This is a genomic window from Paenibacillus sp. USDA918EY, from assembly GCF_009870825.1.
GTDB lineage: Bacteria > Bacillota > Bacilli > Paenibacillales > Paenibacillaceae > Paenibacillus_AQ > Paenibacillus_AQ albilobatus.
This window is the reverse complement of record NZ_WTWY01000002.1, coordinates 573,180-586,770: the sequence shown is the minus strand read 5'-3', so window position 1 is coordinate 586,770 and position 13,591 is coordinate 573,180. Positions and strand designations below refer to the sequence as shown.

The 13,591-nt window shown below is 55.5% G+C and carries 12 protein-coding genes; 10 read left to right on the top strand and 2 right to left on the bottom strand.

Translation table 11 applies throughout. From position 1 onward, the window contains the following. Window positions 1-17: 17 nt before the first annotated feature. Window positions 18-1,340 (top strand): MFS transporter, encoded by a 1,323-nt coding sequence (locus GQY55_RS06815; RefSeq protein ID WP_160039482.1) that lies wholly within the window; start codon window positions 18-20, stop codon window positions 1,338-1,340. Further along, window positions 1,312-2,220: a polysaccharide deacetylase family protein gene (locus tag GQY55_RS06810; RefSeq protein ID WP_160039480.1), complete on the top strand. Its 909-nt coding sequence runs from the start codon at window positions 1,312-1,314 to the stop codon at window positions 2,218-2,220. The genes GQY55_RS06815 and GQY55_RS06810 overlap by 29 nt, the downstream gene beginning before the upstream one ends. 183 nt (window positions 2,221-2,403) lie before the next feature. Here GQY55_RS06810 and GQY55_RS06805 read toward each other — a convergent pair whose 3' ends face one another. Next, window positions 2,404-3,753, bottom strand: coding sequence for a sensor histidine kinase (locus GQY55_RS06805; protein WP_160039478.1), 1,350 nt, complete (start codon window positions 3,751-3,753; stop codon window positions 2,404-2,406). Continuing rightward, window positions 3,750-4,463 carry a response regulator transcription factor gene (locus GQY55_RS06800; protein WP_160039476.1) on the bottom strand — a complete coding sequence of 238 codons (714 nt, stop codon included), beginning with the start codon at window positions 4,461-4,463 and terminating at the stop codon, window positions 3,750-3,752. Before GQY55_RS06800 ends, GQY55_RS06805 begins: the two co-directional genes overlap by 4 nt. Before the next feature lie 184 nt (window positions 4,464-4,647). Between GQY55_RS06800 and GQY55_RS06795 the strand changes: the two genes are divergently transcribed. The 8 genes from GQY55_RS06795 (at window position 4,648) to GQY55_RS06760 (ending at window position 13,587) form a co-directional block, all read left to right on the top strand. After that, window positions 4,648-4,809, top strand: a complete 162-nt coding sequence (locus tag GQY55_RS06795; RefSeq protein WP_160039474.1) for a hypothetical protein — start codon at window positions 4,648-4,650, stop codon at window positions 4,807-4,809. A gap of 94 nt (window positions 4,810-4,903) precedes the next feature. Then, entirely contained in the window at window positions 4,904-5,662 is a 759-nt protein-coding gene (locus tag GQY55_RS06790) for a hypothetical protein (RefSeq protein WP_160039472.1), read from the top strand. Window positions 5,663-5,851: 189 nt separating this feature from the next. Then, window positions 5,852-6,949: a threonine aldolase family protein gene (locus GQY55_RS06785; RefSeq protein WP_160039470.1), complete on the top strand. Its 1,098-nt coding sequence runs from the start codon at window positions 5,852-5,854 to the stop codon at window positions 6,947-6,949. 93 nt (window positions 6,950-7,042) lie between these two features. Continuing rightward, on the top strand, window positions 7,043-7,660 hold the full coding sequence (locus tag GQY55_RS06780; protein ID WP_160039468.1) for a hypothetical protein: 618 nt from the start codon (window positions 7,043-7,045) through the stop codon (window positions 7,658-7,660). 164 nt (window positions 7,661-7,824) lie between these two features. Beyond that, window positions 7,825-9,654 carry a cache domain-containing sensor histidine kinase gene (locus tag GQY55_RS06775; RefSeq protein WP_160039466.1) on the top strand — a complete coding sequence of 610 codons (1,830 nt, stop codon included), beginning with the start codon at window positions 7,825-7,827 and terminating at the stop codon, window positions 9,652-9,654. Beyond that, the gene (locus GQY55_RS06770; RefSeq protein ID WP_160039464.1) at window positions 9,651-11,201 is read left to right on the top strand and encodes a response regulator transcription factor; all 1,551 of its coding nucleotides are present in this window, start codon (window positions 9,651-9,653) and stop codon (window positions 11,199-11,201) included. The genes GQY55_RS06775 and GQY55_RS06770 overlap by 4 nt, the downstream gene beginning before the upstream one ends. A 141-nt stretch (window positions 11,202-11,342) precedes the next feature. Further along, entirely contained in the window at window positions 11,343-12,674 is a 1,332-nt protein-coding gene (locus GQY55_RS06765) for an extracellular solute-binding protein (protein WP_160039462.1), read from the top strand. A gap of 37 nt (window positions 12,675-12,711) precedes the next feature. Beyond that, a complete protein-coding gene (locus GQY55_RS06760) occupies window positions 12,712-13,587 on the top strand; it encodes a carbohydrate ABC transporter permease (RefSeq protein WP_160039460.1) in 876 nt (291 codons plus the stop codon). Window positions 13,588-13,591: the final 4 nt, after the last annotated feature.

Genomic DNA, 13,591 nt, shown 5'->3' with positions numbered 1-13,591 from the left:
TATGGGGGGAGTCGCGCATGCAGCGCAAATGGGTCAATTCGCCGTACACCTTTGCCCTCGGCATGTTCGCCATGATGGTGCCTAGCCAGGCGTTCAGCTCGTATTACAGCTTTTTTTATGTGGAGAAGCTTGGTCTCGGCATCGGACTGGCAACGCTGGCCCGCACCATTTTTCTCGTTTGGGATGCCGTCAACAACCCGCTGTTCGGGCATTGGTCGGACCGCACCCATACCCGGCTCGGCAGGCGGCGTCCATGGATCTTCGGCGCCATGCCGCTGTTCATGCTGACGTTTATTATGGTGTTTTCTCCGCCGGGAGGGCTGTCGCAGAACGGCTTGTTTACCTGGTTTTTGACGGCCCTGGTCCTGTTTGAAGCGGTTTCGACGGTGCTGTGGGTCAATTACGGGGCGCTGTTCCCCGAGCTGTATCACGGCGACCGTTTGCGCGCCAAAGCTTCCGCCATCCAGCAAAGCTATCAGGTCGTTGCGCTGCTGATCGGCTCGGCGCTGACGCCAACCATCTTTAACGCGCTCAATTTTTCCAATATGTCGATCATCTACGCCTTTGTGTTCGGCATCGCCATGCTGATTTGCATGCTGGGAATTAAAGAGCGCGAGGATTACAGCGCCGGCGAACCGCTAAAGCTGGTGGCGGCGTTTCGTGAGACGCTCGGCAACAAAAAGTTTTGGCTTTTTAACATCTCGAACTCGTTTGCCCAGACGGTCAACGGCTTGATCAGCTCGATCATTCCGTTTTACGCAAAATATGTCCTGAAAATCGGCGACGAACAAGTGACGCTCCTGATGGCTGCCGTGTTCGTATCCGTCGTTCCGCTCGTATTCGTATGGTACTGGATTTGCCGCAAACTGGACGGGGTGAAGGTGTGGAGGTTATCGCTGGCCGTATATGCCGTTTCCGTACTGCCGCTTTGGTTCGGGTTCAACCTGATCAGCGGGGTGTTAGCGGGCATTGCCGTCGGTTTCGGTCTGGCGGGCTTTTTGGTCACGCCTGCCATGGTTACCGGGCGGATCATCGACGAAGACGCGGCAAAAACGGGGCTGCGCAGGGAAGGGATTTACACCGCCGTTGCCGGGTTTATTACCCGGTCCAGCGGATTGATCTCGGCGCTGGCATTTTTGGTCGTGGGACTGTTTTTCGGCTATGAAAGCGGCGATAAACCGGGGCCGAATCCGGAAATGACGTTCCGCGTGCTGATCAGCGCGGTGCCGTTTTGCCTGCTGCTGATCTCGATTTTGATATCGCTGCTGACCCGGTTTGAATTTACGACGCATCGGAGAGGGGATGTAACGCATGGGGAAAAAACTCATCCTCAACTGTGACGATTTCGGGCAAAGCCCTGCCCTGAACCGGGCGATTATGGCCTTGCTCGAAGAGAAGAAGGTGTCTTCCGCGACGATCATGACGGTCGCTCCCGGCTTTGAAGAAGCGGCTGCCTGGACCGCCAAGCGGCGTCAGTCCAACGTGGGGCTGCACCTGACGATGACAAGCGAATTCGAGGCGCTGCGCTGGCGCAGCCTGACGGGCGACCCGTCGCTGCATGACGACAGCGGATACCAATACCGCACCGTGAAGGAGTTCGAGCAGGGCGCGGCCACGAGGGCGGTCATGAAAGAAATCGACGCGCAGTACGAGCTGGCGCGGAAGGCCGGCATTGTGGTCAGCCATGCCGACAATCACATGGGGAGCCTGTACGGCATGGAGACCGGCCGCAGCCTGCTCCCGCAGACATTGTGGAAGGTATCGCGCTGGAAGCTGCCGATGCGTTTTTTTCGCCATATCGACAAGGAAGACCCGCTGCTCGGTTCCCTGAAAGACATCGAACGGCCGGTAGCTCAGGTCGTCGCCTTGGCCGACACTTTTGGCGTGCCGATTCCCGACTACTTGCTGTCGCATCCTTTCGGAGTCGAGGACGGTGAAACGTACGACAGCTTTAAGCAATCGATGATCGCCAAGCTGTACCGGCTGCCGGAAGGCGTGTGCGAAACGTACATTCACCCCGGCGTTCCCGATCCCTGGATGCAGGAACATATTCCGAATTACGAAAAAAGAGTGTGGGAATACCGCCTGCCTTTCGACGACGACTTTGCTTATGCCCTGCGCGATGCCGATGTCGAGTTAACCGATTACCGGTACGTTCAGGAGCATTTGAAACGCCCGCGCCTCCGTTCCGGGTTGAAGCTTGTAAGGCTGCTGCGATGAAGCGGGCGGGCGATACTGGTTTGTCCTATATGGAATCCATTTTGTGTCGTGGTTGTTATTCGGGATTTTGGCCGATTGGGTCATGGCACGATGCACGATATAAGGCGAAATGACAGCCCGCCGCTGAGGCGGGTTTCTTTGGGTGCAAAAACAAAGGAGGATGCCGGCGCATCCTCCTTCCAGCTACAAAGCGCCCGGAAACCGCAGCGAAATCACCGCGCCGCCCCTGCGGGCGTTGTCCGCCCGGATCAGGCCGCCGCACCGCTCGACGATCGCGCGGGAGATGGCAAGGCCCAGGCCGGATTCGCCGTCTTTGCCTTTCACGAAACGATGAAACAGATAGGGCAGCAGGTCTTCCGGGATGCCCGGCCCGTCATCGCTGACGCGGATCACGATTTGTCCCTCGCGTGTCTCGGCATGAATATTAATATTCTGCCGCGCATAACGCGCCGCATTGGAGACGACGTTCAGCATGGCCTGCAGCAGCTTGTCGCGGTCTGCCCGTAATGCTGTGATTTTCAGCTCCCCATACTCCATATGCAGGGTGACGCCCTTTTTGACAAGCAGCGGGTTCATCCGCTCCACCGTCTCCGTCAGCAGCTCCCGTACGCAAATTTCCTCTTCTTTGAACACATCCTCTTCGCTGTCCAGCTTGGCCAGCAGCGTCATTTCGGTCACGAGCTTTTTGAGTCGGGCGCTTTCATTCAAAATAATATCCAGCCCTTTGCGCACGTTTTCCCCTTCAAACACGCCGTCGCGGATACCCTCGGCATAACCGGAAATAGACATCAGCGGCGTTTTTAATTCATGGGAAGCGTTTTGGAAAAACTGCTTCTGCACTTGGTTAAAACGGTTCAGCTCCTTGGCCATGTCGCAGACCGATTTGGCGACCGAGCCGATCTCCCCTCCGGCCTTGATGAAGGTCACGTCCGCGAAGCGGCGTTCCTTGACCTTGGCCAGCTCATCGCGAAGCCGGATCAGCGGCTTGATGAACTTTTTCGTAATAAAGAGGCTGAAGATAAGCATGGCGAGCCCCGCCGCGCCAAAAATGATCAGCAGCCGCTTGAGCAGCGCCTGTTCGATCGTGCGGATTTTGCTCATCGGCGTATACAGCGTCAGTTTGCCTTGGGGCGTCAGTTGATCCACCGTAATGTAGTTTTTGTCGCTGCCGTCGCTGATTTTCTGCACGCTGACAGCTTCCGCGTTCGTCACCGCCGCCGCCAGCGGTTTCATGTTTTTGATGTCATCGGAGGAAGGAGACATCGCGATGATGCTGCCCGTATCGTCTGTAAGGATGGCGCTGATGCCTGCTGTTGAAGCCGAAATCGGCAAGGCGGCGGATATGTTTTTGGTCATAGGGATCGCTTCCTGCCTCAAAGTATCGGTCATTTCCACGCTCATCGCCTGCAAATCATCCTTTTGCGCGCCGATCAGATGGTCCAGCAGCACATAATGAAGGACGAATCCGGCAACGGTAAGCACCAGCGCCAGCGCGATGCCGAAAGCAAGATTGATTTGGTGAACGAGTTTCATTGGGATGGATCGCCTCCTTCATATCTCATTCGGTAGCCGTGGCCCCACACCGCTTCGATGGGAAGTCGGCCGATTTTTTTGCGCACCCGCTTGATCAAATGGTCTACGGCGCGGTCGCTGCCGAAATAATCCTCGCCCCATACAAAGTTGAGCAAATCGTCTCTCGTAAAGGCGCGGTTCGGGTTTTCGGCGAAAACCTGCAGCATGGCAAACTCTTTGCTGGTCAGATCCACTTCTTCGCCAGCCCAAAAAGCGCGTCGCTCCTCCGGCAGCAGCTGCAAGTTTCCCAGCTCGATCCGGACGGGAGAAGATGACGGCTGCCCTTCCGGACCGTTCAGCTTGTACCAGCGCTGCAGCTGTCTTTTGATGCGGGCGACCAGTTCGCGCGGGCTGAACGGCTTGACCATATAGTCGTCGCTGCCGAGCTCGAGGCCCAGAATTTTATCGACTTCATTGTCCCTTGCGGAAATCATGATGATCGGCACTTCCGCTTCACTGCGGATGCGTCTGCAAAACTCATATCCGTCCATGCCCGGCAGCATGATATCGAGCACCCACAGATCGGGCGGACTGCTCTGCCACAGCTCCCATGCCTCTTCGGCGCTGCCCAGCCCGACGGTGCGGTAGTTTTCCTTTTGCAAAAAAGCCTCCACCAAAAGGCGTATATTCGTATCGTCATCCACGACGGCGATGGTATATTGGTTATTCATGTTCAGATCCTCCCGTTTCTCTTCATCCAGTATACCAACGCGCAGACCTCCGATGGAAAATGCCATCGTTTTTCCACAAATCCACCAACGGCTTGACACACGCGCCTTTTACACTGGGATCTGCAAGCATCCGTGGGCATGAAAGACAAGCGGAAGATCGGTCTCAAGCGAAGGAGGAAACACGGTGGCAAAAGATGCATGGAATCCGGATCGGAAAATAGGTGCGGCTCTCAAAAAGACATGCCGGATGACCGGTCTGATGCTGCTGTGCTGGTGCGTGTTTTTCGCCTGCTCGGAAGCCGCGATGCTGGCCTATGACGTGATATGGAAGCGGCTTGGTGAGTAGCCCGTGATCGCGTTTCGTCTCAAAAGATTCGGCTTGCCGGATATTCCGCAACTGCCCGGGACCTTGCAAACCAATATGAGGGAGAGAATGAACGATGAAAATGCAAAACATACTTAAGAAAACGACCATGTCCGCCGTTATGTTGTCCGCGGTTGCCGCACCGGCGATCACCCATGCGGACAGCGCGCCGAAAACGGAAACGCCCGCCATAAAAGTTCAAGCCGCAGCGGTTACGTTAGACGGCGGTGTCCAATCGCAAAAAATCGCCATTTCCAAAATGACCGATCCGTTAGAGCTTGCCAAGCAATATGCGCCCGAAACGGTGGAAGACTGGAAAAAGACGCTGGAGCAGCTCCAACAAGCCCTTGTTCCGGCAGACATCCAAGCAATCAAAATCGAAAAGCTGTCCGCAGCGGATGAATCCGGGGAAACGGCAGGGGAATTCGAACCGGGCAAGCCGGTGATAAAAGCGATTGAAGTATTCAAAAAGGAAGGCGCGGGAGAAAAGCCGGCTTCGCTTCAAGCGGCGGTTCCAATGGAAAAGCTCACCATCGCCATCAAAGAGGTTGAAGGTGGAAATGTCGCTTTTGGGGCGGTCATTCCTACCGTCAAGCTGAACGAATCGTCAGTAGATCCGAAGGCAGTTTCAAAGGAAAATGCGGAGTTCGGCACCCTGGCCGTTACGATGGTAGCCGCGGAGGCCAAAGAAGCCGCCCCCGCTTTCCCGAAAGCCTGGGACGCTTTGGCCAAAGCCGAGGAATCCAAAGATGCCGACGCCATCCGGGCAGCGCTTGCCGACCTGCTGAAGCAGTTCAAGCAGGCGATCGCGGAGCAGGAAGCGGCGGCGAAGTAAGACTCTGTGAAATAATAGATAATACATGTTGTAACATAATCAAGGAGATCGCAAAAAAACCCCTGGCTGGGCCTTCACGGCGCAGCAGGGGTTTTTGCGCTTTTATCCGGCTGTCATAAATTTGGTTTTTCATAACGATGCGGATCGAGTATGCTAAAAGAACGAGGTTGATCCAAGGAGGAAAAATAAATGAGCGGCAGCAAAACACTGACTGAAGCATTCGAGAAGGCGGCCTACCCGCTGGGTGGCCACGGACCGCGCGATGTTGAGGTGCTCCGGCAAGCTTTTGAAGAAGTTCCGGGCTCCATGAGCAGCGATATGTATGGCAAGGGGAAAGCGATTGAGGATTTTCAGAGCAAGATGGCGTCCTATCTGGGCAAGGAGGCTGCGGTATTTTTTCCGAGCGGGACGATGGCCCAGCAAATCGCGCTCCGCATATGGTGCGACGGGAAAGGGCTGAAGCGCGTGGCCTACCATCCGCTATGCCATTTGGAAATCCATGAACAGGACGGGATGAAGGAGCTTCATCATATTGAAGCGGTTCTGCTCGCGGACAAAGAACGGTTGATTACGCTGGACGACGTGCGGCAGCTGGAAGGTGAAATTTCCTGCCTGCTTCTGGAGCTGCCGCAGCGCGAAATCGGCGGCCAACTGCCGCCGTACGAGGAACTGGAGGCGATCTCGGCCTATTGCCGGGAAAAGGGGATCAGACTGCATTTGGACGGTGCAAGACTGTTCGAGATTACGCCGTATTACAACAAATCGGCCGCGGAAATTTGTGGGTTGTTCGACAGCGTGTACGTTTCCTTTTATAAAGGGATCGGCGGCATCGCGGGAGCGGTTTTGGCGGGTGACGCCTCGTTTACGGAGCAATCGAAAATTTGGAAAAGACGCCACGGCGGCGATCTGATCAGCTTGTATCCGTATATCGTCAGCTCGGAATATTATTTCGACCGGCGGATCGGCAGCATGAAGCGGTATTACGAGGAAGCGAAGGAGCTTGCCGCCCTGTACAATGCTTGTGGGGGCGTGTCTACCCGGCCGGAAGTGCCGGTGTCGAATATGTTCCATGTGCATTTCAAGCTGCCGGAGGAAAAGGCTGCCTCGATTCTCGCACATGTTGCCGAGACTACGGGTGTCGGGTTATCCGCCTGGCTGCGTGAAACGGAAGAAGGAGCGTGTTTCTTTGAGATCAGCATCGGGGATCGGTATGCGAACGTGCCGAAGGAAAAAATCGAGGAAGCCTTCCGGTTGTTGGGAGAGCTGATGGAAGAAGCGATGAAATAACAGACTTTCAACTTTGTGCTGCCTTGGCCATTGATGGCCGGGGTTGCTCACCTAACGGGTATATAGCGCTCCAATCGTCTGGAGGTGAATGGAATGAAACTCACATACAGGACGCTCCGGCGTTATGCTCCGCACATCGTTATGTTGACGGTGATTGTCATCCTGTCCATTTTCGCCATCACGCAGTACAAGGCCAAGTCCATGTATGAACAACATATTTCCGCCGAGTTACAGTCGGATACGCAGTTGCTTGCGACGACGATTCAAGGCGATGACGCATTGTACCGGGAGTTTTTAAAAAATGGAACGATGACGAGAGACCAGGTCCGCGCTCTTTTGGCAAATCATGAAAAAATAAACCAGATTATCCGGGATTGCCGGGAACTCGCGGTCCGTTTTAAATTTAGGCATGAAGACTACACGAATGACAAAAGCTCATTAACCGCCATTCAAATTGCGCATCTGTTTTATGATTGGGATCTTGAAGACACTCCGCTGGGTTCAGAAAATAAACCGATTATCGAGCAGCTGCAAGCGCTGAATGCGGTATGGCTTTCCGCGGCTCCCTCCAAGGGAGCATCCTTTCGTCTTTCCGATCCATCCTGGCTGACAACGCTTGACCGGATCGAAACGGGCACACTTGATTTTCTGAAGCAGCACAACCTGGATGCAATGGAAGACATTTGGCTTCACCGAACGGAAGTAAAATAGCGGAAACCCCGTCCTTTGGACGCGGGTTTCTTTGCATTTTCCAAGGTGCCATTTCTTGATAGCGTTTACATGTTGTCGAATGTCAAGTAATATATCAAACAAATGTCGAAATATTCCATCCTCTTTTTCGATGAAAATTAAAACGCTTAAAGCGGGGTGATCCTGTGAAACAATGGCTGGGGAAATCGCTGAAACATAAGCTTTCGCTGCTGATCATCATGACGACGCTCGTTCCGCTGCTGTTTCTCGGTTTGTTTTCGTACAAGACGGCGGAAGGGTTAACCGAGGAAAAAGCCAAGAGCTCGGGGATGAACACGCTCCGGCAGGTGGAAGTATACCTCAGCACGATGGTGAAGGACGTGGAAAACATGTCGTTGTTCCTGATCGGCCATAACGGAGTGCAAAACTACTTAAAAACGCCGGAAAGCGATTTGCTGCAGCAAACCACGATTATCAATTTTCTTACGAATTTGGCTTTCTCCAAAGATTACGTTGCGAATATCATCATCGAGCCGCTGGGAACCAAACCCCCGATTTCCCACAAATCGATCGCAGGTTCGGACTTTACGGACATTACGGCGACGATCCCCGATTATTACGAGCAGCATCCGAAGTGGTGGTCCGGCGTCCACCGGCAGTGGACGTTTGAAGGGGCGCGCAAAGTGATCACGCTCGCAAGGCCGATTCGCAGCACGGATAAATACAAGCTGATCGGCAAGGTCCAGATCAATTTGGATCAGGGGGTCATAACCCGGCAGATCAGGCAGGCGGCGCTGGAAGAGGGCGGGTTCGTCCTGCTGCTGGATGACAAGAACCGGATTATCGCTGGCCCGGATGAGATGGAGACGAATGTACCGCTGTCCGTCTACTACCCGAATATGGGCGCTTTCCAAGGAGAAAGCGGCTTTTTGGATTACGGGTCGGGCGCCGGGAAGAAGACGGTGCTTTATAACACCTTGTCCAGCGTAAACTGGAAACTGGTCGGCATCATCCCGACGGAGGCCTACCGGTCGCAGAACCATTACTTCCTGATTTTAACGGCCGTTGCCGTCAGCGTCGCGATGTTGTTTGTCATCTTTTTTGTCGTGTTTTTGATCCAAAAGATTACGAAGCCGCTGTCCGCGCTGACCGCCTTTTTGAAAAGTGCCAGCCCGGAGGAGCCCCTGCCTGCCATCCCCGTGAAATCAATCGATGAGGTGGGGCAGCTGATCGTCAGCTACAACAGGCTCAGCTCCCGGATCGTAAAGCTGACCGATGAGGTCAAACGCAATGAATCGCTGAAAAAGGAAGCGGATATGCAGGCGCTGCAGCTGCAGATCAATCCGCATTTCCTCTACAATACGCTTTCTTCCATCCACTGGCTCGCCTTGATGAACGGGGACGCCAAAATCGCCGACATGGTCGGTTCGCTCAGCGATTTTCTCCGGTTCAGCCTGAACAACGGCCAGGAATACTGTCAGGTCGGGCAGGAAATGATGCATGTCCGCCATTACGCCAACATCCAGTCCATCCGTTACCCGGAGAAATTCGTTTTTTATGCCCATGTGGACGGACAGGTCCAGGAAAAGCTGATCCTGAAGCTCCTGCTGCAGCCGCTCGTCGAAAACGCAATGCTGCACGGCATTTTGAAGCGGGAAGGCCCGGGGGAAATATCCGTTCGCATCGTAAACGGGCCGCAGGGCATGCATTTTTCCGTATCGGATAACGGGCTGGGCATTCCGCCCGAAAGGCTGGAGCAGCTGCGCCGTCAGCTAATGGAAGCGCCCGGGGAGAACCCGCAGCCTGTCCGCAAAGGAGGCTACGGGCTTCGCAACGTTCAACACCGGCTGGTGCTGCATTACGGGAAGGAGGCGGGGCTGCATATTGAAAGCCTCGAAGGCGCCGGCACGACGATAACGTTCGCCATTCCGTACGTGGAAGATTCAATTTGCTTGGAGCCTGCAAGTTTTACGGTGAAGCCAGATTCACATGACGGAAAGGGGAGAAGCGCATGAAAGTGCTCATCGTAGACGATGAAGTTATTATCCGCACGGGTCTTTGCAGGGTGATCGATTGGGAGCAAAACGGCTTTACCATTTTGGAACCGGCGTCATCGGCCGAGGAAGCGATGCGGCGAATCCCGGCGGAGCGCCCGGAGATTGTCTTCACGGATATCCGCATGACCGGCAAAAGCGGTCTGGATCTGATCCGCGAAACCAAAACCGATTGCCCGGATACCGAATGGATCGTCATTTCCGGTTATGATGAGTTTTCCTACGCCCAGCAGGCGATCCGGGAAGGGGTCAGCGAATATTTGCTGAAAACGAGCCGGCCGGACGAAATCGTACGGGCAGCGCTGCGGGCGAAGGAGAGGCTTGCGGAACGGAGGAAAAGGGAAGAGCTTGGCAGGGAAACGGACCGCCTTTTGAACCGGAGCTTTCTGGGGCGGGTGCTTGCGGCATCCTCCGGGCCGGATGAAGGGGAGGTCCGCGAGCTGTACGAACGATACCCGCGGCTGCGGCCTGCCGACGTTCAACGGCTGCAAATATGGCTGGTTTCGGCTGCGGACGGCGTCCCCGGTTCCGGGAATCCCCATCCCCGGGATGCGCTGTACGCTGCGCTGGGCGATTGGCTCATGCAAAAGCTGCCTTGCGAATGGCTGCCTTGGAACAGCTCTTTGCTGCTGCTCGTTCTTATTCGGGTTGATTCTCCAGGCAAAAGGCCGATGGAGGCGCTGCTGCGAAATGCGGAAACCGAACTCGGCTGCACGTTGTTTGCCGCCTGCGGACAGGCGGTAGGCGGCGCGCATTTTCTGCGGGAAGCGCTGGAAACGGCGGAAACGGCCCGATCCTATGCCTGGCTGCTTCAAGACCGGCGGATCATCCGGCATGAGGACATTCATGCCCGCAAAGGCTGCCGCGGCATTTGCACCCAAGGGGAGGAAGCGGAGCTTGCATCGTTGCTGAAATCCGGGGACGAGTCTGCCTTAAACGACTGGATCATGCAGCGGATGGAGGAGCTTCGGCGCAACGGGGAGGCCACGCCCGCCACGGCGGCGGCGTATCTGCAATCCCTGCTTCTTGCGGGGCATCGCTGGCTGGAGCGGGCCGCGGCTTCGATCGGGTACGCCGGCCAGTTGACCGACATGGAAGGCAGCAGCCGAATGACGCTTGCCGCCGATCCGCAGCCGGAGCTGTTCCGCCGCTTGAAATCGATCATGGATGAGTACAGGCTGCTTGTTTCGGATACGACTCCCGCAGAACGTGCGGCGACGTATATCCGGGAGCATTTGGAAGAAAACCTCTCTTTGGCGCAGGTCGCCAGGCATGTGCATATGAATCCGAATTATTTCAGCGAAGTGTTCAAACGGGAAACGGGGCGAAATTACATCGAATTCGTGACGGAGGCAAGGCTGCAAAAGGCGATGGAGCTCCTTCGGGAAACCCCTGCCAAAATCAGCGAGGTGGCCAAGCGGATCGGGTACGAGGACATTAAATATTTCAACCGTTTGTTTAAGCGGTTTACGGGCCAGACGCCTTCGGAATATCGGGACAACAGCTGAAAATATTCCCCGTATCGGCTGAATTCTGTCCCCTGTGTCCGGTCATGCCTTCCTCTTATACTGATGGTAATCGACGCTGCGGCAAAGGTTCGGGGCTCCGTCTAGTCCGCCTTATGCCGCAAACCAAAGGAGGATCGACCGATGAAACCAGTACGGAAATTAAGCATTGTTTTGCTGCTGATGACATTGATGTTGGCGGCATGCGGAGAAAGCGGCGGCCAGAAGGCAAGCCCGTCCGAAGGCGGCAAAGGCTCGGGCGAGAAGGTCAAGCTCAGCATCTGGCATAATTTTTCCGGCGACGACCTTCGCGCCAAAACGGTCCGAGGCATCATCGACCAGTTTGCCAAGGACAACCCGAACGTGGAGCTGGATGCCCAGGCCATCCCGCCGGACGGCTACCGCCAGCGTCTGAGCACCGTGGCCGCCGGCAACGAGCTGCCGGACATCTTTTTCGTTTATGCCGGAAGCCAATCGGCGGAGCTGTTCAGAGCCGGACTTTTGCAACCGATTACAGAAATCGCGGACCAGCATAAGGACTGGAAGGAAAAGTTTCTGCCCGGCGCTTTTGAACCCTACCAATTCGAGCCGAACCAGATTTACAGCGCCCCGATCGGCATGTCCGCGACTTCGATTTTGTACTATAACACCACTCTCTTTCAAAAATACAACGTGAAGGTGCCGGAAACCTGGGACGAGCTGATGACGGCGGTGAAAGTGTTCAACGAAAACAAGATCACCCCGATCGCGCTGGGCAATAAAGCCCCATGGGTCGCGCAGTCGACGATTTTGGGCACTTTGGCGGACCATGTGACCGGCACGGAATGGTTCAAAAACGCGGCCGCCCAAAAAGGCGCCAAGTTTACCGATCCGGAGTTCGTGAAGGCCCTCGGCTACTTCAAGCAGCTGGTCGACAGCAAAGCTTTCCAGGATGGAGCGAACAGCATTGACAATACGCAAGCGGAGCAATATTTCGTCCAGGGCAATGCAGCGATGATGATCAGCGGTGCCTGGACGCTCACCAATCTTGCGGCCTCCGCCAGCGAAGAGCAGCTGAAGGCCATTGACGTGACCGTCATGCCGGCGATTCCGGGCGGAAAAGGCGAAGCGAAGACCATCTCTGGCGGTGCGGGCGGCGGCATGGCGTTAAGCAAACGGACGGAAGGGGCGGCCAAAGAGGCGGCACTCAAGCTCATTTACGCCATCAGCGGTCCGGAAGCCCAAAAAGCCATCGCGGAGAGCAACTCCATGGTCATGTACGACACGGATATCGACCAGTCCAAGGTCAGCTCCCTGTATTACAAAGCGTTTAACCTGGTGAAAAAAACGGCGATCACGCCGGTATATGACGCGTATTTATCGGCGGATGCCGCCGAGGTCATCAACAACGGGCTGCAGGAAATCATGACGGGCGCTTCGCCGGAAAACATCGCCAAAAAGCTGCAGGAGGCGCAGGCCAGATCGGTGACCCCGTAAAGGGAGGACGGACCGAAGCACAAGGAGGGAGAACGCCATGTCAACCGCGCTTCGAAGCAAAGGTTTTATCGCCCTTGCCCTGCTGCCTGCCCTGATCTTGTTTTTGATCTTCGTCATCGTTCCGATTTTCTGGTCGGCTTATTACGGATTTTTCGAATGGAAAGGGCTCGGATCGGCCAAATTCATCGGGTTTGGCAATTACAACGAAATCATTCACGACCGGATTTTCTGGAACGCGCTGCTGAACAACCTGCTGCTGGTCGCGTCGGCGATCGTCGGGCAAATTCCGGTTGCGCTGCTGCTGGCGCTCGTGCTGCGCCGCAACACATTATTTTCGAAGTTTATCCGTTCCGCGGTGTTTATGCCGATGGTGCTCTCCACCGTCGTTGTCGGCCTCATTTGGGGTTATATCTATCACCCGCAGTTCGGCCTGGCCAACTTTGTCCTGAAGGCGGTCGGGCTCGAGTCCTGGACCCGGGCCTGGCTGTCCGAGCCGCATATCAACATGCTGGCGATCACGGTGCCGATCAACTGGAGCAACATCGGGCCGTATATGGTCATCTATATCGCCGCGCTGCAAAATATCCCTTCCGAAATCGGCGACGCGGCCGCCATCGACGGGGCCCAAGGCTGGCGCAAGCTCATTTCGGTGACCTTGCCCATGATCTGGAGCACGGTCGTCGTTACGCTCGTCTTGTGCATTTCCGGCAGCCTGAAAGCCTTCGACCATGTCATCGTCATGACCAACGGCGGGCCTGCGCATTCGACGGAGCTGCTCGCGACGTACATGTACAACAATACCTTTCACGTCTACAGGTACGGGTACGGTTCGGCCGTATCCACGGTCATTATGCTGGTCAGCGCCATACTCATTGCCGTCAATTATGGCGTGACAAGACGCAGAAATGGATAGGGAA